This is a genomic window from Pseudomonas sp. H1_G08 (genome assembly GCF_054681355.1).
In genome coordinates this window covers 861712-881627 of the sequence record NZ_CP162822.1, presented here as the reverse complement: position 1 = coordinate 881627, position 19916 = coordinate 861712, and the positions used below count along the sequence as shown (strand labels likewise).

At 60.8% G+C, this 19916-nt stretch carries 15 protein-coding genes; 5 read left to right on the top strand and 10 right to left on the bottom strand.

Going from position 1 to position 19916, the window contains the following annotated elements:
• Position 1: 1 nt before the first annotated feature.
• The 3 genes from rraA to ppsA form a co-directional block, all read right to left on the bottom strand.
• On the bottom strand, positions 2 to 493 hold the full coding sequence (gene rraA / locus AB4N85_RS04085) for a ribonuclease E activity regulator RraA (RefSeq protein WP_016773829.1): 492 nt from the start codon (positions 491 to 493) through the stop codon (positions 2 to 4).
• A 210-nt stretch (positions 494 to 703) separates the two neighbouring features.
• On the bottom strand, positions 704 to 1693 hold the full coding sequence (locus AB4N85_RS04080; protein WP_460067100.1) for an alpha/beta fold hydrolase: 990 nt from the start codon (positions 1691 to 1693) through the stop codon (positions 704 to 706).
• 185 nt (positions 1694 to 1878) lie between these two features.
• Positions 1879 to 4254 carry a phosphoenolpyruvate synthase gene (gene ppsA, locus AB4N85_RS04075; protein ID WP_236169159.1) on the bottom strand — a complete coding sequence of 792 codons (2376 nt, stop codon included), beginning with the start codon at positions 4252 to 4254 and terminating at the stop codon, positions 1879 to 1881.
• Positions 4255 to 4428: 174 nt separating this feature from the next.
• Here ppsA and ppsR point away from each other — a divergent pair, with 174 nt between their 5' ends.
• Positions 4429 to 5247: a posphoenolpyruvate synthetase regulatory kinase/phosphorylase PpsR gene (gene ppsR / locus AB4N85_RS04070; protein ID WP_016773826.1), complete on the top strand. Its 819-nt coding sequence runs from the start codon at positions 4429 to 4431 to the stop codon at positions 5245 to 5247.
• Between the two features lie 133 nt (positions 5248 to 5380).
• Here the strand turns inward: ppsR and prpD are convergent, their stop codons facing one another.
• From prpD to AB4N85_RS04040, 6 genes are all read right to left on the bottom strand, one after another.
• A complete protein-coding gene (prpD, locus tag AB4N85_RS04065; RefSeq protein ID WP_460067095.1) occupies positions 5381 to 6865 on the bottom strand; it encodes a 2-methylcitrate dehydratase in 1485 nt (494 codons plus the stop codon).
• A gap of 186 nt (positions 6866 to 7051) precedes the next feature.
• Complete coding sequence (gene prpF, locus AB4N85_RS04060) at positions 7052 to 8242, bottom strand: 2-methylaconitate cis-trans isomerase PrpF (protein ID WP_460067092.1); 1191 nt, start codon at positions 8240 to 8242, stop codon at positions 7052 to 7054.
• Between the two features lie 53 nt (positions 8243 to 8295).
• Positions 8296 to 10890: a Fe/S-dependent 2-methylisocitrate dehydratase AcnD gene (acnD, locus tag AB4N85_RS04055; protein WP_016773823.1), complete on the bottom strand. Its 2595-nt coding sequence runs from the start codon at positions 10888 to 10890 to the stop codon at positions 8296 to 8298.
• 198 nt (positions 10891 to 11088) lie between these two features.
• Positions 11089 to 12216, bottom strand: coding sequence for a bifunctional 2-methylcitrate synthase/citrate synthase (prpC, locus tag AB4N85_RS04050; protein ID WP_252869074.1), 1128 nt, complete (start codon positions 12214 to 12216; stop codon positions 11089 to 11091).
• A 138-nt stretch (positions 12217 to 12354) separates the two neighbouring features.
• Positions 12355 to 13248 (bottom strand): methylisocitrate lyase, encoded by an 894-nt coding sequence (gene prpB, locus AB4N85_RS04045; RefSeq protein WP_150635869.1) that lies wholly within the window; start codon positions 13246 to 13248, stop codon positions 12355 to 12357.
• Positions 13245 to 13967, bottom strand: coding sequence for a GntR family transcriptional regulator (locus AB4N85_RS04040; RefSeq protein ID WP_177180867.1), 723 nt, complete (start codon positions 13965 to 13967; stop codon positions 13245 to 13247). Before AB4N85_RS04040 ends, prpB begins: the two co-directional genes overlap by 4 nt.
• Before the next feature lie 404 nt (positions 13968 to 14371).
• On the opposite strand from AB4N85_RS04040, the gene rloA reads away from it, so the two are divergent.
• From rloA to pabB, 4 genes are all read left to right on the top strand, one after another.
• Entirely contained in the window at positions 14372 to 14908 is a 537-nt protein-coding gene (rloA, locus tag AB4N85_RS04035) for a retropepsin-like aspartic peptidase RloA (protein ID WP_041479149.1), read from the top strand.
• A 5-nt stretch (positions 14909 to 14913) separates the two neighbouring features.
• A complete protein-coding gene (rloB, locus tag AB4N85_RS04030) occupies positions 14914 to 16449 on the top strand; it encodes an osmotic stress tolerance membrane protein RloB (protein ID WP_315435817.1) in 1536 nt (511 codons plus the stop codon).
• A complete protein-coding gene (locus tag AB4N85_RS04025; RefSeq protein ID WP_056784132.1) occupies positions 16449 to 17435 on the top strand; it encodes an alpha-L-glutamate ligase-like protein in 987 nt (328 codons plus the stop codon). The genes rloB and AB4N85_RS04025 overlap by 1 nt, the downstream gene beginning before the upstream one ends.
• A 303-nt stretch (positions 17436 to 17738) precedes the next feature.
• Positions 17739 to 19082, top strand: a complete 1344-nt coding sequence (pabB, locus tag AB4N85_RS04020) for an aminodeoxychorismate synthase component I (protein ID WP_252869073.1) — start codon at positions 17739 to 17741, stop codon at positions 19080 to 19082.
• Positions 19083 to 19254: 172 nt separating this feature from the next.
• Here pabB and thrH read toward each other — a convergent pair whose 3' ends face one another.
• On the bottom strand, positions 19255 to 19872 hold the full coding sequence (gene thrH / locus AB4N85_RS04015; RefSeq protein WP_460067083.1) for a bifunctional phosphoserine phosphatase/homoserine phosphotransferase ThrH: 618 nt from the start codon (positions 19870 to 19872) through the stop codon (positions 19255 to 19257).
• Between the last annotated feature and the right edge of the window lie 44 nt (positions 19873 to 19916).

Sequence of the window (19916 nt, the reverse complement as noted above, 5' to 3'; positions counted from 1 at the left end):
CTTATTCAGGCATCTTCAGCGGGCTCGGCGACACGATCACGCCGTTGTTGTCCGCATAAATGTATTGGCCTGGGTGGAACGTCACGCCGGCGAAAGTCACCGGGACGTTGAGGTCGCCGATGCCGCGCTTGTCGGTTTTCATCGGGTGGCTGGCCAGCGCCTGCACGCCGAGATCGGTCTGGGCGATGACGTCGACGTCACGGATGCAACCGTAGATCACCAGCCCTTCCCAGCCGTTCTGCGCGGCCTTGGCGGCGATCATGTCGCCCAGCAGGGCGCGGCGCAGCGAACCGCCGCCATCAACCACCAGCACTTTGCCTTTGCCGTTGAGTTCGGCCTGCTCCTTGACCAGCGAATTGTCTTCGAAGCACTTGATGGTCACGATTTCGCCGCCGAAGGAATCCCGGCCGCCGAAATTGCTGAACATCGGTTCCAGCACCTGCACCAGCTCCGGGTAGGCGTCGCACAGGTCAGGCGTAAGGTAATGTTCCATCGAAAAACTCCTGTAACAAGGAAGACGATCAAGGATGCCGCATTCTGATTAGACGAGTTCCGGCGGTCGCTGTTTACCTTAGTCCATGCCATGGTCGCTGAGCGAACCTGAACCGCGGCTGAAACGTTATCGCTAAACAGTCACGAAATATGACCGGAACCGCACAATGCGTCATATCTTAGCCGCAAGCCAGGCTGAACGGAACGCCCCTCACACTGCAGCGGCCAGATTCGCTGGCTGCGCAAGCAACGGTGTCTGCTGATCCTTCAACCAGCGCGCCACCAGCGGCCACACTTCAGCCTGCGCAGCTTTGCTCACCAGCATTTCGACATGGCCGAAATTATCCGAGAAGCCCTGCTCGCGGCCCAGGTTGATGAACTGCTTGTGCTCGGCGCCGATCTGCTCGAACAGCTTGCGGCAAGCCCACGCCGGATCCTGATGATCGCCCGCTGCCGTCACCGCCAGCACCGGTACCTGAACCTCGGCAAGTCCGGCCCACCAGTCCTTGTCCTTGTCGCCGAAGCGACCGAACAAGCCGTACCAGCGCATGCTTTCGATGGCCAGGCCAATCGGTTCGTCTTCCGGGCCGCGCTTGAGGCGTGAGCCGGACAACTGCGCGAAACGCTTGAGAATAAAGCGCCCGCCCCACTCCACCGGTGGGATTTTCAAAGGCCAATAGGTGCGGCTGACCTGGGTGCCGAAAAACGCCGCCGAGGCCACGGCCGGTTCGCCGAGATACTCGCCGCCGAGCGCTGCTGCCAGGGTGATGCCGCCCAGCGAACGGCCGATCCAGTGCGGGATCTGTCCGCTCTGCTCACGCACGAACGCGGCAATCGCCGGCAGATCGTAACGGGCGTAATCGGCCACGCGGTTGCGCCGATAGTCCTCGTTGCGCTGGGACAGGCCGTGACCGCGCATTTCCGGAATCCACACGTCGAAGCCCAGCCGCGTCAGATACGCGCCGAGCCCGAGGCCTTTGGGGGAAAACCAGAAGCGCCGATTGGAAAAGCTGCCGTGCAACAGAATCACCGGCACGCCGCGTGGCGCCGTGTCATCGGCCATGCCCAGGCGGGTGACGGCGATCTCCACGGACCAGTCCGGGCTGTTGCCGGGTTTCAATCGATAGACGTCTTCGCTCAGATCGCCGCGCCGCTCGGCGCTGATCAGCGCGACAGGAAACAGGTTGCTGCTGCTTTGCATAATGCTCTTGCACAAAAAAGGGCGGCATCCGATGGAGCCCGCCCTACTTCAATCTCAAGGCCCGGCCCATGTGGGAGCGAGCCTGCTCGCGAAAGCGGTGTATCAATCAACATCCATGGTGAATGTTGCTCCGTCTTCGCGAGCAGGCTCGCTCCTACAGGGGGCGCGGCCCGTTCACATGTTGATCAAGCCTGCGCCTGACCTTCGGCGAGGAAGAACCAGGTTTCCAGCACGGTGTCCGGGTTCAGCGACACGCTCTCGATGCCCTGTTCCATCAGCCACTTGGCCAGATCCGGGTGGTCCGAAGGACCCTGACCGCAGATGCCGATGTACTTGCCAGCCTTGTTGCAGGCCTGAATGGCGTTGGCCAACAGCTTCTTGACCGCTGGATTACGTTCGTCGAACAGGTGCGCGATGATCCCCGAGTCACGGTCCAGACCCAGCGTCAGTTGGGTCAGGTCGTTGGAGCCGATCGAGAAACCGTCGAAGAATTCGAGGAATTCCTCAGCCAGAATCGCGTTGGATGGCAGCTCGCACATCATGATCACGCGCAGACCGTTCTCGCCACGCTTCAAGCCGTTTTCGGCGAGCAGATCGACCACCTGGCTGGCTTCGCCGAGAGTACGGACGAACGGCACCATGATTTCCACGTTGGTCAGGCCCATCTCGTTGCGCACGCGTTTCAGCGCGCGGCATTCGAGCTCGAAGCAATCGCGGAAAGATTCGCTGATGTAACGCGAAGCGCCACGGAAGCCCAGCATCGGGTTTTCTTCTTCCGGCTCGTAGAGCTTGCCGCCGATCAGGTTGGCGTATTCGTTGGACTTGAAGTCCGACAGACGCACGATGACTTTTTTCGGCGTGAACGCTGCAGCCAGGGTGCTGATGCCTTCCACCAGTTTGTCGACGTAGAAGTCGACGGGGTCGCTGTAACCAGCAATACGCTTGTCGACGCTGTCCTTGATTTCCTGCGGCAGACCGTCGTAGTTCAACAGCGCTTTCGGGTGCACGCCGATCATGCGGTTGATGATGAATTCCAGACGCGCCAGACCGACGCCGGCGTTCGGCAATTGGGCGAAGTCGAAGGCGCGATCCGGGTTGCCGACGTTCATCATGATCTTGAACGGCAGCTCCGGCATGGCGTCGACGGAGTTCTTCTTGATGTCGAAGCCCAGTTCGCCTTCGAAGATGTAACCGGTGTCGCCTTCGGCGCAGGATACGGTCACGCCCTGGCCATCCTTCAGCAGCTGGGTGGCGTTGCCGCAACCGACCACCGCCGGAATGCCCAGCTCACGGGCAATGATCGCCGCGTGGCAGGTACGTCCGCCACGGTTGGTGACGATGGCGCTGGCGCGCTTCATCACCGGTTCCCAGTCCGGGTCGGTCATGTCGGAAACCAGCACGTCGCCCGGCTGGACCTTGTCCATTTCCGAGACGTCTTTGATGATCCGTACTTTGCCGGCGCCGATGCGCTGGCCGATCGCCCGGCCTTCCACCAGCACGGTGCCGGTTTCTTTCAGCAGGTAACGTTCCATGACGTTGGCCTGGGTGCGGCTTTTCACGGTTTCCGGACGCGCTTGCACGATGTACAGCTTGCCGTCGTCACCGTCCTTGGCCCACTCGATGTCCATCGGGCAGCCGTAGTGCTTCTCGATGATCATCGCCTGCTTGGCCAGCTCGCTGACTTCGGCGTCGGTCAGGCAGAAACGCGCGCGTTCGGCCTTGTCGACATCGACGGTTTTGACCGAACGACCGGCCTTGGCCTCGTCGCCGTAGATCATCTTGATGGCTTTGCTGCCCAGATTGCGACGCAGGATCGCCGGACGACCGGCCTCCAGTGTGCCTTTGTGTACGTAGAACTCATCCGGGTTGACCGCGCCTTGTACGACGGTTTCACCCAGGCCGTAGGCGCCGGTGATGAATACCACGTCACGGAAACCGGATTCGGTATCGAGGGTGAACATCACGCCGGCGGTGCCGGTTTCCGAGCGCACCATGCGCTGCACGCCAGCCGACAGGGCGACCAGTTTGTGGTCGAAGCCCTGGTGCACGCGGTAGGAAATCGCACGGTCGTTGAACAGCGAAGCGAACACCTCTTTGGCGGCGCGGATTACGTTTTCCACGCCACGGATGTTCAGGAAGGTTTCCTGCTGACCGGCGAACGAGGCGTCCGGCAGGTCTTCGGCGGTAGCAGAAGAACGCACGGCCACGGCTACGTCAGGGTTGCCCACCGACAGCGCGGCGAACGCGGTGCGGATCTCGGTGTTAAGTTTTTCCGGGAATTCGGCGTCCATGATCCATTGACGGATCTGCGCGCCGGTCTTGGCCAGGGCATTGACGTCGTCGACGTCGAGCGCGTCGAGGGCCTTGTGGATCTGCTCGTTCAGGCCGCTCAGTTCGAGGAAGTCACGATAGGCCTGAGCCGTCGTGGCGAAGCCGCCGGGGACCGAAACACCGGCGCCTGCCAGGTTACTGATCATCTCGCCCAGGGATGCGTTCTTGCCCCCCACATGCTCAACATCGTGTTTGCCGAGCTTATCGAGGGAAACTACGTACTCTACCAAGGTGATCTCTCCACTAACTGTGTTGGAAAAGCTCAGAAACCGGCGGCCCGGGGGAGCCTTGGCCGGTTGTATGGCCTGGACCTGGAAAATAAGTGAGAATGCGGGCCAATGGCGGCCGGCAAATCGCGCCTATCATATCCAAGATTCGTTACTAGCTTAAGGCCCAAGGTGCAAATGAAACGATCTGCTTTCTTCATCTCCGATGGCACCGGCATTACCGCCGAAACCCTGGGTCAAAGCCTGCTGGCGCAGTTCGAAAACATTACCTTCAGCAAATTCACGCGGCCCTACATCGACAGCGTGGAAAAAGCGCGGGCCATGGTACAACAAATCAACAAAGCCGCTGAAACCGACGGCTTTCGCCCGATCATCTTCGACACCATCGTTAATCAGGACATTCGTGAGATTCTCGCAACGTCCAATGGTTTCATGATCGACATTTTCTCGACCTTCCTCGCGCCGCTCGAACAGGAGCTCACCGAGCACTCTTCCTACACCGTCGGCAAGTCCCATTCCATCGGGCACAACTCCAATTACATGGAGCGCATCGAGGCGGTGAACTTCGCCCTCGACAACGATGACGGCGCGCGCACCCACTATTACGACAAAGCCGATCTGATACTAGTGGGCGTGTCGCGATGCGGCAAAACGCCGACGTGTCTGTACATGGCCATGCAGTTCGGCATCCGCGCGGCCAACTATCCGCTGACCGAAGACGACATGGAGCGCCTGACCCTGCCGACGGCCCTGCGCGCGCATCAGCACAAGCTGTTCGGCCTGACCATCGACCCCGACCGCCTGACCGCGATCCGCAATGAGCGTAAGCCCAACAGCCGCTACTCGAGCTACGCCCAGTGCGAATTCGAAGTGCGCGAAGTGGAAAACCTGTTCCGCCGCGAAAACATTCCGCATATCAATTCCACGCATTTCTCGGTGGAAGAGATTTCGGCGAAGATTCTGGTGGAGAAAGGCGTTGAGCGGCGGTTCAAGTAGGTTTGCGGTGCCTGATCTGACGCTATCGCGGGCAAGCCCGCTCCCACAGGTTCTGAAGGCGTTCACAATTTCTGTGTTCATCACAATTCCCTGTGGGAGCGGGCTTGCCCGCGAAGAACGATAACGCGGTCTGTCAGAGCACAAACAGATCGATGAATCGATTCACCGCGGTGGCTTCAAGCCGCGCCTGATCCTCACAGAGCGCAAATATCTCAGCGCAACGCTGGCCGGCGAAACGCGTGGCCAGGTTGGCCTTGAACTTGTCCTCCAGCAACGGAATGCCCTCGGCGCGGCGGCGGCGATGGCCGATCGGGTACTCCACCACGACGTTGTCGGTGCTGCTGCCGTCCTTGAAAAACACCTGCACGGCGTTGGCAATCGAGCGTTTGTCAGGCTCAAGGTATTCACGGGTGAAGCGCGGTTCTTCAACGATGAGCATTTTTTCGCGCAGCACATCGATGATCGGATGCGCCTTGTGGAAGTCGTCTTCGTAGTGCTCAGCCACCAGATTGCCGAATGCCAGCGGCACGGCGGTCATGTATTGCAGGCAGTGGTCGCGGTCGGCGGCATTGGCCAGCGGGCCGACCTTGGAAATGATGCGGATCGCCGATTCATGGGTGGTGATGACGATGCGGTCGATCTCGTGCAGGCGATTGCGCACCTGCGGATGCAGGGTCACCGCCGCCTCGCACGCCGTCTGCGCATGGAATTCGGCGGGGAAACTGATCTTGAACAGCACGTTTTCCATCACGTAACTGCCGAACGGCCGGGAGAAGCTGAAAGCGCGTTTGTCCGCGGGTTTCAGCGCCAGATCGTTGTTGGTGTGGCTGAACGAAACGTCATAGAAGCCCCACTGCTTCGCGCTCAACACACCGGGAATGCCCATCTCACCGCGCATGGCGATGTCGGCCAGACGCACGCCGCGACTCGCCGCATCCCCCGCCGCCCAGGATTTGCGCGAGCCAGCGTTCGGCGCATGGCGATAGGTACGCAGCGCCTGACCGTCGGCGAAGGCATGGGACAGCGCCGACAACAGCTGCTCGCGATTGGCACCCATCAGTCTGGCGCTGACGGCGGTCGAGGCGACTTTCACCAGAATGACGTGGTCGAGTCCAACCCGGTTGAAGGAGTTTTCCAGAGCGATCACGCCTTGAACCTCGTGGGCCATGATCATCGCTTCCAGCACATCACGAACCGTCAGCGGCGCCTCACCGTTGGCGACGCGTTTCTGTGACAGGTGATCGGCTACGGCGAGGATGGCACCGAGGTTGTCCGATGGATGCCCCCACTCAGCGGCAAGCCAAGTGTCGTTGTAGTCGAGCCAGCGGACGATGCAGCCGATATCCCAGGCGGCCTTGACCGGATCGAGGCGATAACTGGTGCCCGGCACTCGTGCGCCGAACGGCACCACCGTGCCTTCGACGATCGGGCCGAGGTGTTTCGTGCATTCGGGAAAACGCAGAGCCAGCAGACCGCAGCCCAGCGTGTCGATCAGGCAGTTGCGCGCGGTGTTCAGCGCTTCGGCGGATTCGGGCTTGAAGGTGAGGACGTAGTCGGCGATGTCCTGCAGAACTGCGTCGTAATCGGGGCGGTTGTTCAGGTCGACGTTGGCGCTCATGTTCGATTCACTCGTGAAGTGGTTCGTTGATGGGACCTCGGTTCAGGGCTAACGATTTCTTATGATTGAAATGCAATCCACTGTGGGAGCGAGCCTGCTCGCGAAGGCTGAGCGTCAGTCAACATTTGCATGTCTGATGCATCGCTTTCGCGAGCAGGCTCGCTCCCACAAGGATATTGCTGTCGCTTAAAAGGAATCTCCGGGCACGCGGACGTAACCTTCCATGAGCACCCGCGCACTGCGGCTCATGATGGCTTTCTTCACCACCCACTCGCCATTCTCCAGCGTCGCTTCAGCGCCCACGCGCAAAGTCCCCGACGGATGCCCGAAACGCACCGCGTTGCGTTCAATGCCTCCCGCAGCGAGATTCACCAACGTGCCGGAAATCGCTGCCGCCGTGCCGATCGCCACTGCCGCCGTGCCCATCATGGCGTGGTGCAGCTTGCCCATCGACAACGCGCGCACCAGCAGATCGACATCACCAGCGGCAATCGCTTTTCCACTCGACGCTACGTAATCCGCAGGCTTGGCGACGAATGCGACTTTCGGCGTGTGCTGCCGCTTGGCGGCTTCTTCCAGATTGGCGATCAGGCCCATGCGCAACGCACCGTAAGCACGAATCGTCTCGAACATCAGCAGCGCTTGCGGATCGCCGTTGATCGCGCCTTGCAGCTCGGTGCCGGTGTAGCCGATGTCCTCGGCGTTGACGAATATCGTCGGGATCCCGGCATTGATCATGGTCGCCTTGAACGTGCCGACACCCGGGACCTCAAGCTCATCGACCAGATTGCCGGTGGGGAACATCGAGCCACCGCCGCCCTCTTCTTCCGCCGCCGGATCCATGAATTCAACCTGCACTTCCGCCGCCGGAAAGGTCACGCCGTCGAGTTCGAAATCACCGGTTTCCTGCACTTCGCCGTTGGTGATCGGGACGTGGGCAATGATGGTCTTGCCGATGTTGGCCTGCCACACGCGCACCACCGCCACACCGTTGTGCGGAATGCGGCTGACGTCGACCAGACCGTTGCTGATGGCGAACGAACCGACCGCCGCCGAGAGGTTGCCGCAGTTGCCGCTCCAGTCGACGAACGGCTTGTCGATCGACACTTGGCCGAACAGGTAATCGACGTCGTGATCGGCGCGGGTGCTTTTCGACAGGATCACGGTTTTGCTGGTGCTCGACGTCGCGCCGCCCATGCCGTCGATTTGCTTGTCGTAGGGATCGGGGCTGCCGATCACTCGCAGCAACAAAGCGTCGCGCGCCGGTCCTGGGACCTGCGCTGCTTCGGGCAGATCCTTGAGGCTGAAGAACACGCCTTTGCTGGTGCCGCCGCGCATGTAAGTCGCAGGGATTTTTATTTGTGGTGCGTGAGCCATGGTGCTCCTTACCGAAGGCATGGGACTTGAAAATCCCATGCCCACAAGTTGATTTAAACGGCGACCGCCGAGCCTTCGAGGAAGTCCTGCGCGAAGCGCTGCAACACGCCGCCGGCCTCGTAGATCGACACTTCTTCAGCGGTATCGAGACGGCAGGTCACCGGCACTTCGACACGCTCGCCATTCTTGCGATTGATCACCAGCGTAAGATCCGCACGCGGCTTGCGCTCGCCGATCACGTCATAGGTTTCGCTGCCATCGATGGCCAGGGTGTGGCGGTTGGTGCCGGGTTTGAATTCCAGCGGCAACACGCCCATGCCCACCAGGTTGGTGCGGTGAATGCGCTCGAAACCTTCAGCGGCAATCGCCTCGACACCGGCCAGGCGCACGCCTTTCGCCGCCCAGTCGCGGGACGAACCCTGACCGTAGTCGGCACCAGCGATGATGATCAGCGGCTGCTTGCGCTGCATGTAGGTTTCGATGGCTTCCCACATGCGCATGACCTGGCCTTCCGGCTCGACACGCGCCAGCGAACCCTGCTTGACCTTGCCGTTTTCCACGACCATTTCGTTGAACAGCTTCGGATTGGCGAACGTCGCGCGCTGTGCGGTCAGGTGGTCGCCACGGTGGGTGGCGTAGGAGTTGAAGTCCTCTTCCGGCAGGCCCATTTTTGCCAGGTATTCGCCGGCGGCGCTGTCGAGCATGATCGCGTTCGATGGCGACAGGTGATCAGTGGTGATGTTGTCCGGCAGCACCGCCAGCGGGCGCATGCCCTTCAACGGACGGGCGCCGGCCAGTGCGCCTTCCCAGTACGGCGGACGGCGAATGTAGGTGCTCATTTCGCGCCAGTCGTACAACGGCGCGACTTTCGGCCCGGTGTCTTCATGCACGGCGAACATCGGAATATAGACCTGACGGAACTGCTCAGGCTTGACCGAAGACTTCACCACCGCATCGATTTCTTCATCGCTCGGCCAGATGTCTTTCAGGCGAATTTCCCGGCCATCGACCACGCCCAGCACATCCTTCTCGATATCGAAACGGATGGTCCCGGCGATCGCGTAGGCAACCACCAGCGGCGGCGAGGCGAGGAATGCCTGTTTGGCGTACGGGTGAATGCGGCCGTCGAAGTTGCGGTTGCCGGAAAGCACCGCGGTCGCGTACAGATCGCGGTCGATGATCTCTTGCTGGATCAGCGGATCGAGGGCGCCGGACATGCCGTTGCAAGTGGTGCAGGCAAATGCCACAACGCCGAAACCGAGCTGTTCCAGCTCAGTGGTCAGCCCCGCTTCATCGAGGTACAGCGCCACGGTTTTCGAACCGGGCGCCAGCGAGGATTTGACCCACGGCTTGCGGGTCAGGCCGAGCTTGTTGGCATTGCGCGCCAACAGGCCGGCGGCGATGACGTTGCGTGGGTTGCTGGTGTTGGTGCAGCTGGTGATGGCGGCGATGATCACCGCGCCGTCGGGCATTTGCCCCGGCACGTCATCCCACTGGCCGGAGATGCCTTTGGCCGCCAGATCGGACACCGCGACGCGGGCGTGCGGGTTGCTCGGGCCGGCCATGTTGCGCACCACCGAGGACAGATCAAAAGTCAGACCGCGCTCGTATTGCGCACCTTTGAGGCTGTCAGCCCACAGGCCGGTGAGTTTGGCGTACTGCTCGACCAATTGAACCTGCTGGTCTTCACGACCGGTCAGTTTCAGGTAATCGATGGTCTGCTGGTCGATGTAGAACATCGCCGCCGTGGCGCCGTATTCCGGGGCCATGTTGGAGATGGTCGCGCGGTCGCCGAGGGTCAGCGCTGCTGCACCTTCACCGAAGAACTCCAACCAGGCGCCAACGACTTTCTGTTTGCGCAGGTATTCGGTCAGGGCCAGGACCATGTCGGTGGCGGTGATGCCCGGTTGCAACTTGCCGGTCAGTTCGACGCCAACGCTTTCCGGCAGGCGCATCCACGACGCGCGACCGAGCATCACGCTCTCGGCTTCGAGGCCGCCGACGCCGATGGCAATCACACCCAGCGCATCGACGTGCGGCGTGTGGCTGTCGGTGCCGACGCAAGTGTCGGGGAACGCCACGCCTTCGCGCACCTGAATCACCGGGGACATTTTCTCCAGGTTGATCTGGTGCATGATGCCGTTGCCCGGCGGGATCACATCGACGTTCTTGAAGGCCTTTTTGGTCCAGTTGATGAAGTGGAAACGGTCTTCGTTGCGGCGATCTTCGATGGCGCGGTTCTTCTCGAAGGCCTGGGCATCGAAACCGCCCGCCTCGACGGCCAGCGAGTGGTCGACGATCAGTTGCGTCGGCACCACCGGGTTGACCTGCGCCGGGTCACCACCCTGCAAAGCGATGGCGTCACGCAGACCGGCGAGGTCGACCAGCGCGGTCTGGCCGAGGATGTCATGGCAGACCACCCGCGCCGGGAACCACGGGAAATCGAGATCGCGCTTGCGTTCGATCAGTTGCTTGAGCGAATCGGTAAGCGTGGCCGGGTCGCAGCGACGCACGAGGTTTTCCGCCAGCACGCGGGAGGTGTACGGCAGGGTGTCGTAGCTGCCAGGCGCAATCGCCTCGACCGCCGCGCGGGTGTCGAAGTAATCCAGCGGCGTGCCGGGCAGGTTCTTGCGGAATTCTGTGTTCATCGGGTCAGGACTCGGGTCACGGTGATTGCAAAGGGTGGGCCAGAAACCTGAGTTACACACCGTCCACTGTGGGAGCGAGCCTGCTCGCGAAAGCGGTATATCAGTCGACATCAATGTTGAATGTCAGTCCGTCTTCGCGAGCAGGCTCGCTCCCACAGGGTCTAGCGGTGTTCTCTGGTTCCGGGTCAGCCCACCATTTCAGCGACGTTCGATTGGCACGAACTTGCGCTGTTCGACGCCGGTGTACTCGGCGCTTGGGCGGATGATGCGGTTGTTGGCGCGTTGTTCGAACACGTGCGCGGCCCAGCCGGTCAGGCGCGAGCAGACGAAGATCGGCGTGAACAGCTTGGTCGGGATGCCCATGAAGTGGTAAGCCGAGGCGTGATAGAAGTCGGCATTCGGGAACAGTTTCTTCTGCTCCCACATGGTCTTGTCGATGGCCTCGGAAACCGGGAACAGCACCTTGTCGCCGACCTCGTCCGCGAGTTTTTTCGCCCAGCCCTTGATCACCTCGTTGCGCGGGTCGCTGTCCTTATAGATCGCGTGGCCGAAGCCCATGATCTTGTCCTTGCGCTCGAGCATGCCGAGGGTGCCTTTGATCGCCTCTTCCGGCGACGAGAAGCGCTCGATCATTTCCATCGCCGCTTCGTTGGCGCCGCCGTGCAATGGACCGCGCAGCGAACCGATTGCCGCTGTTACGCAGGAATACAAATCGGAAAGGGTCGAGGCGCAAACCCGTGCGGTGAAGGTCGAGGCATTGAATTCGTGCTCGGCGTAGAGGATCAGCGACACGTTCATGACTTTGACGTGCAGTTCGCTCGGTTTCTTGCCGTGCAGCAAATGCAGGAAGTGGCCGCCAATGGTCGGCTCGTCGCTGACGCAGTCGATGCGCTTGCCGTCGTGGCTGAAGCGATACCAGTAGCACATGATCGCCGGGAAAGCGGCGAGCAGGCGGTCGGTCTTGTCGCGCTGTTCGGCGAAGTCCTTCTCCGGTTCGATGTTGCCGAGGAATGAGCAACCGGTACGCATGACGTCCATCGGATGCGCGTCAGCCGGAATGCGCTCAAGCACTTCCTTGAGCGCCTGCGGCAGGTCGCGCAGCTTGCTAAGTTTGCTTTGATAGTCGGCCAGTTGCGCTTTGGTCGGCAGTTCGCCGTACAGCAGCAGATACGCGACTTCTTCAAATTGCGCGTCGGCGGCCAGTTCACGCACGTCGTAGCCGCGATAGGTCAGCCCGGCTCCGGCCTGGCCCACGGTGGACAGTGCGGTTTGCCCGGCTACCTGGCCACGGAGCCCGGCGCCACTGAGTACTTTTGCTTCGGCCATTGTGTTCTCCAATCTTCTTGAATTTGTATGGGGAAAACTTGTGGGAGCGAGCCTGCTCGCGAAAGCGCTGGATCAGTCGACATCAATGTTGGATGTCAGTCCGTCTTCGCGAGCAGGCTCGCTCCCACAGGGTTTTGTTCAGCCTTTCTTCTGTGCAAACAACGCATCGAGCTTCTGCTCGAACGTGTGGTAATCGATACGATCGTAGAGCTCCATGCGAGTCTGCATGGTGTCGATGACATTCTGTTGCGTGCCATCGCGGCGGATCGCCGTGTAGACATTTTCCGCCGCCTTGTTCATCGCGCGGAATGCCGACAGCGGATACAGCACCAGAGAAACGTCGGCGCCGGCCAGTTGTTCGGTGGTGTACAGCGGCGTTGCGCCGAACTCGGTGATATTGGCCAGGATCGGCGCTTTCACGCGGTTGGCGAACAGCTTGTACATCTCCAGTTCAGTAATCGCTTCCGGGAAGATCATGTCAGCGCCGGCCTCAATGCACGCCGCCGCACGATCGAGTGCCGATTCCAGACCTTCCACCGCCAATGCATCGGTACGCGCCATGATCACGAAGCTGTCGTCGGTGCGCGCATCGACGGCGGCTTTGATGCGATCGACCATTTCCTGCTGGCTGACAATTTCTTTATTCGGGCGATGGCCGCAGCGCTTGGCGCCAACCTGGTCCTCGATGTGAATCGCCGCCGCGCCGAACTTGATCATCGACTTGACCGTGCGCGCGACGTTGAACGCCGACGAGCCAAAACCGGTGTCGACATCCACCAGCAGCGGCAGGTCGCAGACATCGGTGATGCGGCGCACGTCGGTCAGCACGTCGTCCAATCCAGTGATGCCCAGGTCCGGCACGCCCAGAGAACCTGCGGCTACACCGCCACCGGACAGGTAGATCGCCTTGAAACCGGCGCGTTTGGCCAGCAGCGCGTGGTTGGCGTTGATCGCGCCGACCACTTGCAAAGGATGCTCGCTGGCGACCGCATCGCGGAAGCGCTGGCCCGGCGTGTTCAGGTTGGAAGTCATGCATCACCTCGTTCAGTGGCTGTCTTGTTGTGGGCGCCGTCCTCGTAGTGACGGGCGATGTTGCGTTTCGAGGCGCCGATGTGGCGGCGCATCAACAATTCCGCGAGTTCGCCGTCACGGTCGGCGATGGCATCGAGAATGCGGTGGTGTTCGGCGAAGGCTTGGTGCGGGCGGTTCGGCGTGGTGGAAAACTGGATGCGGTACATGCGCACCAGTTGATACAGCTCGCCGCAGAGCATCTGCGTCAGCGTGCGATTGCCGCTGCCCTGGATGATCCGGTAATGAAAGTCAAAATCGCCTTCCTGCTGGTAGTAACCGACGCCGGCCTGAAACGCCGCATCGCGCTCGTGGGTTTCCAGGACCCGGCGCAGTTCGTCGATTTCCTCGACGCTCATGCGCTCGGCGGCGAGGCGGCAGGCCATGCCTTCAAGGGATTCACGGATTTCATAGAGTTCGATCAATTCGGCATGGCTGAGCGAGACCACCCGCGCACCGACGTGCGGCACGCGCACCAGCAGGCGCTGGCCTTCCAGACGATGGATCGCCTCACGCAGCGGGCCTCGGCTGATGCCATAGGTGCGCGCGAGTTCCGGCTCGGAAATCTTGCTGCCCGGGGCGATTTCACCTTTGACGATTGCGGCCTGGATGCGCCGGAAGACGTTTTCCGACAGCGTCTCGGAATCGTCGCCACTGATGACAGGGGGATCGAGTTGATCCAGCATGATTGTCGACACCTTTAAATCCAATGCGGCAAAAACTAGCCAATCTGGCCCGATGAGTCAAAGGATAAATAGGTATTGTCGACAATCGTCTAATAACCGCTGCCAATCGATCATCTATTACTGTGGGAGCGAGCCTGCTCGCGAAGGCGGCAGGTCAGTCGGCTTCTGCATCGAATGACACAGCGCATTCGCGAGCAGGCTCGCTCCCACAAGGGTGGCACCCCTTGCAGGTTTTGGGTCGGCGCAAGCGCTGGCGCCATAAAACCACCGTGCTAGAATGCCGCCCGCATTTGCGGGTCTTTTGTACGGCTTGCCATAAAAAGCTGCCAGGCACACGCGGGGGCTTGCGCACGGTTGTGCGGGCACCTGAACCGATAACGGAACGCTGCGCACCAGGATTTATGAGACTCAAGCCTTTCCCCACCTTTTTTGCTCTGTTTTGCCTGCCCGGCCTCGCCGCCGCGGGGGAAAAAACCGTGTACGGCCTCAACGAATACGCTTCGCTTGACGGCATCAATCTCGAAGTTGCGGCCAAACTCGACACCGGGGCGAAAACCGCCTCGCTGAGTGCCCGCGACATCAAACGCTTCAAACGCAACGGTGAATCCTGGGTACGCTTCTACCTGGCCATCGACACCGCGCATTCGCACCCCATCGAACGGCCACTGGCGCGAGTCAGCAAGATCAAGCGCCGCGCCGGCGATTACGATCCGGAAGAAGGCAAGCAGTACACCGCCCGCCCGGTTATCGAGCTGGATATCTGCATGGGTTCGGCATTGCGCAGCATCGAAGTGAACCTCACCGACCGAAGTGCGTTCCAATACCCGCTTTTGATCGGCTCCGAGGCGCTGAAACGCTTCGACGCGCTGGTCGACCCCAGTCTTAAATACGCTGCCGGCAAACCTGCCTGCACCATCGCCGCTCACACCGCCGAGTAATTTCCATGCGTTCTCTAACCTTCCACCTGAAAATCCTGATCGCCGTGCTGGTGCTGCTGGGCGTTTCGGTTACGGCCTATCAGATTTTCGTGCTCGGCATCCCGGTGACCGAAGACGCCACCGACGACCTGTGGAACATCGACGCCAAGGTCGAGTTCGTCGCCAGCACCAAGGATCCGGTGAAGATCCAGATGTTCGTGCCGCCGTTGAGCCGCGATTACGTGAGCCTCAACGAAAGCTTCATCTCCAATAACTACGGCGTAGCGGTGAACCGCATCGACGGCAACCGCAAGGTGACCTGGTCGGCCCGTCGCGCCAAGGGCAACCAGACGCTGTATTACCGTTTGGTGCTGACAAAGCGCTACACCGCGGAAAAATCCAAGGTCAAAGGCCCGACCTTCCGTGACAGCATGGTCATCGAAGGCCCGGAAAAAATCGCCGCCGAAGCCCTGCTCGCGCCGATCCGCCAACATTCGGCCGACGTCGAAACCTTTATTGGCGAGGCGATCAAGCGCGTCAACAACGTCAACGACGACAACGTCAAATTGCTGCTGGCCGGCGATCCGTCGACTTCGCACAAAGCCAAGATCGTCGAACTGCTGCTGTCGATTGCCCACGTTCCGGTAGAAAAAGTCCACACCGTCCGCCTCGTCGCCGATCAGCCTCAGACTCCCGAACTGTGGCTGCGCAGCTTCAACGGCAACGACTGGCTGTACTTCAACCCGGAAACCGGTGAGCAAGGCCTGCCGACCGATCGCCTGCTGTGGTGGACCGGTGACGAAAACCTGATCACCGTCGACGGCGGCAAGAAAGCCAACGTGACCTTCAGCCTGAACAACAGCGAGATGAACGCGATTCGTCTGGCCAAGCTGACCGACGAAAACACTGACGCCAACTTCCTCGATTACTCGCTGTACGGCTTGCCGCTGCAGACCCAGCAGACCTTCATGATCATGGTGATGATCCCGATCGGCGTGCTGGTGATCCTGATCCTGCGCAACCTGGTCGGCCTGCAGACCCTCGGCACATTCACCCCGGTGCTGATCGCCCTGGCCTTCCGCGAAACGCAGCTGGGCTTCGGCATCCTGCTGTTCACAGTGATCACCGCGCTGGGCCTGTCATTGCGCTCGTATCTCGAACATCTGAAGCTGCAAATGCTGCCGCGCCTGTCGGTGGTGCTGACGTTCGTGGTGGTGTTGATTGCGGCGATCAGTCTGTTCAGCCACAAGCTGGGGCTTGAGCGTGGCTTGTCGGTGGCGCTGTTCCCGATGGTGATTCTGACCATGACCATCGAACGTCTGTCGATCACCTGGGAAGAACGCGGCGCCAACCATGCGCTGAAAGTCGCGATCGGCACGCTGTTCGCTGCCTCCCTCGCGCACCTGATCATGACCGTGCCGGAGCTGGTGTACTTCGTGTTTACCTTCCCGGCGATCCTGCTGATTTTGGTCGGTTTCATGCTGGCGATGGGTCGCTATCGCGGCTACCGCCTGACCGAACTGGTACGTTTCAAGGCCTTCCTGAAGAAGGCTGACGTCTGATGTTCGGTTTCTGGAAGACGTGGAAGGCCCTCGAGGCGCGCGGCATCATGGGCATCAACCGCCGAAACGCGGACTACGTGCTCAAGTACAACAAGCGCAGCCTGTACCCGATCGTCGATGACAAGATCCTCACCAAGGAACGCGCCATCGCCGCCGGCATTCACGTGCCGGAGCTGTACGGGGTGATCTCCACCGAGAAGGAAATCGACAAGCTCGACGAGATCATCGGCGGGCGCAGCGACTTCGTGATCAAACCGGCGCAGGGCGCGGGTGGCGACGGCATCATCGTCATCGCCGACCGCTTCGAAGGCCGTTATCGCACGGTGTCGGGCAAGATCCTCGCCCACGAAGAGCTGGAGCATCACATCTCCAGCATCCTCACCGGCCTGTACTCGCTGGGCGGCCACCGCGACCGCGCACTGATCGAATACCGCGTGACCCCGGATCAGATCTTCAAGAGCATCAGCTACGAAGGCGTGCCGGACATCCGCATCATCGTACTGATGGGTTACCCGGTGATGGCGATGTTGCGTCTGCCGACCCGCCAGTCCGGCGGCAAGGCCAACCTGCACCAGGGCGCCATTGGCGTCGGCGTCGATCTGGCCACCGGCCTTACGCTGCGCGGCACCTGGCTGAACAACATCATCACCAAACACCCTGACACCACCAACGCGGTGGATGGCGTGCAACTGCCCTACTGGGACGGTTTCATGAAACTCGCCGCCGGCTGCTATGAGCTGTGTGGGCTGGGTTATATCGGCGTGGACATGGTGCTCGATCAGGAAAAAGGCCCGCTGATCCTCGAGCTGAATGCGCGGCCGGGGCTGAACATTCAGATCGCCAACGATTGCGGCCTGACCTTGCGTACCCACGCGGTTGAAGCGCGGCTGGAAGAGCTGAAGGCGCGGGGCGTGACGGAGTCGGTTGAAGAGCGGGTGGCGTTTACCCAGGAGATGTTTGGGCATATTCCAGCTGTCGAAGGCTAAAAGCTCAAGAGCCCCTCACCCTAACCCTCTCCCAAAGGGAGAGGGGACTGACCGAGGTGGATGTTGGAGGTACGCCGACCTGAACGTCTTGAGTCGAACTCAAGCTTTGAAAAGCATGAAGATCGGCTCCCTCCCCCAAGATATCGAGCCGAACCCAAGTTTTGAAAAGCCCCCGATCTGCTCCCTTTCCCCCTCGCCCCCTTGGGGGAGAGGGTTGGGGTGAGGGGGAGGCTTTTGACTTTGATCTGGCAGCGCAGAGGACTACAATCCCCACCCCGCCTCAACGGCCGATCTGCCCCGCCCATGCTGACCTGCTCCGTACACCCACTGCCCTACCGCGCCAATCCGGCCGACTATTTCGCGGCCATTCGCAACGCACCCGGCGCCGTGCTGCTCGACAGCGGCCGGCCGAGCGCTGAACGCGGCCGTTATGACTTGCTCAGCGCTTGGCCGCTGGAACAACTGGCGGTGTTGCCGGACGAGAGCGGCGCGCATTTCCTCCAGCGCCTGCGTGACAATCTCAGCCGCTTGGGCGAAGCACAATTGCCTGCCGGGTACCAATTGCCGTTCGCCGGCGGACTGATCGGTTATTTGAGCTACGACTTCGGCCGGCATCTGGAAAACCTGCCGAGTCAGGCACTGGATGACCTGCAACTGCCCGATGCGCGTTTTGGCCTGTACGACTGGGCGCTGATCAGCGATCACCACGGGCAAACCAGCCAACTGGTCTTTCATCCTTCGCTTGTCGACAGTGAACGGCAGCGATTGGTCGCGCTGTTCACTCAGCCGCAAGTTGACGCGATGGCTCCCTTCAAACTGAGCGCCCCGATGGCCGCTGATATTTCGGCCGACGATTACCGTCAGGCGTTCGAACGCATTCAGGAATACATCCAGGCCGGCGACTGCTATCAGGTCAACTTCGCGCAACGCTTCCGCGCGCAATGCCAGGGCGATCCGTGGCTGGCTTACTGCGCTTTGCGTCAGGCCTGCCCGACGCCGTTCTCCGGCTTCCAGAGCCTGCCCGACGGCGGCGCGGTGCTGAGCCTGTCACCGGAACGTTTCGTCAGAGTCAGCCAGCGCCAAGTCGAAACCCGACCGATCAAAGGCACTCGCCCACGCGGCCTGACTCCAGCCGAAGACGCTGCCAACGCCGCCGAACTGCTAGCCAGCCCCAAGGATCGCGCGGAAAACCTGATGATCGTCGACCTGCTGCGCAACGACCTCGGGCGCACCTGCCGCATCGGCTCGGTGCGGGTGCCGGAGTTGTTCAGCCTGGAGATCTATCCGAATGTGCATCATCTGGTCAGCAGCGTGACCGGTGAATTGGCGACGGATCGTGATGCGCTGGACCTGATCGCTGGCAGCTTCCCCGGCGGCTCGATCACCGGCGCACCGAAGATACGGGCGATGCAGATCATCGACGAGCTGGAGCCAACCCGGCGCGGTTTGTATTGCGGATCGTTGCTGTACCTGGACGTGCGCGGTGAGATGGACAGCTCCATCGCTATTCGCAGTCTGTTGGTCAAGGATGGCCAGGTGTGCTGCTGGGGCGGCGGCGGGATTGTTGCCGATTCGGACTGGCAGGCGGAGTATCAGGAGTCGATGACCAAAGTCAGAATTCTCTTGGAAACCCTGCAAAACCTCTGAGGAATGATCGTTCCCACGCTCCGCGTGGGAATGCAGCCAGGGACGCTCCGCGTCCCATCCAAAGCCGAACGCGGAGCGTCCGTTGAGGCATTCCCACGCAGAGCGTGGGAACGATCATCAATGCATTTTCTTGTGGGAGCGAGCCTGCTCGCGAAGACGTCCTTCCAGACGACTACAAACTCAGCTCTCTATTAGAGGCCTTGAGAAATTCCTGCTTCAGCTCTTCAAACGTATGCACCGCCGGGAACTGCGGAAACTCGCGAATCACGTTGTCCGGCGCATGAAACAGAATCCCCGCGTCCGCCTCGCCGAGCATGGTCGTGTCGTTGTATGAATCCCCCGCCGCGATCACCCGGTAGTACAGGCTCTTGAACGCCAGCACCGACTGACGCTTGGGATCTTTCTGGCGCAGTTGATAGCTGGTCACCCGCCCGCTTTCGTCAGTGATCAAGCGATGGCAAAGCAGAGTCGGGAAGCCCAGCTGGCGCATCAGTGGCTGTGAAAACTCATAAAAGGTGTCCGAGAGAATCACCACCTGAAAGCGCTCGCGCAGCCAGTTGACGAACTCCACTGCGCCATCCAGCGGTTTCAGCGTGGCGATCACTTCCTGAATGTCCGAGAGTTTGAGGCCGTGCTCATCGAGGATGCGCAAACGCTGCTTCATCAATACGTTGTAATCGGGAATGTCCCGGGTGGTGGCCTTGAGGGCGTCGATTCCGGTTTTTTCGGCGAAGGCGATCCAGATTTCCGGTACCAGTACCCCTTCAAGATCCAGGCAAGCAATTTCCACAAGACACTCCCGTTTATAGTGATTATTTGAGTCAAGCGAGGCCG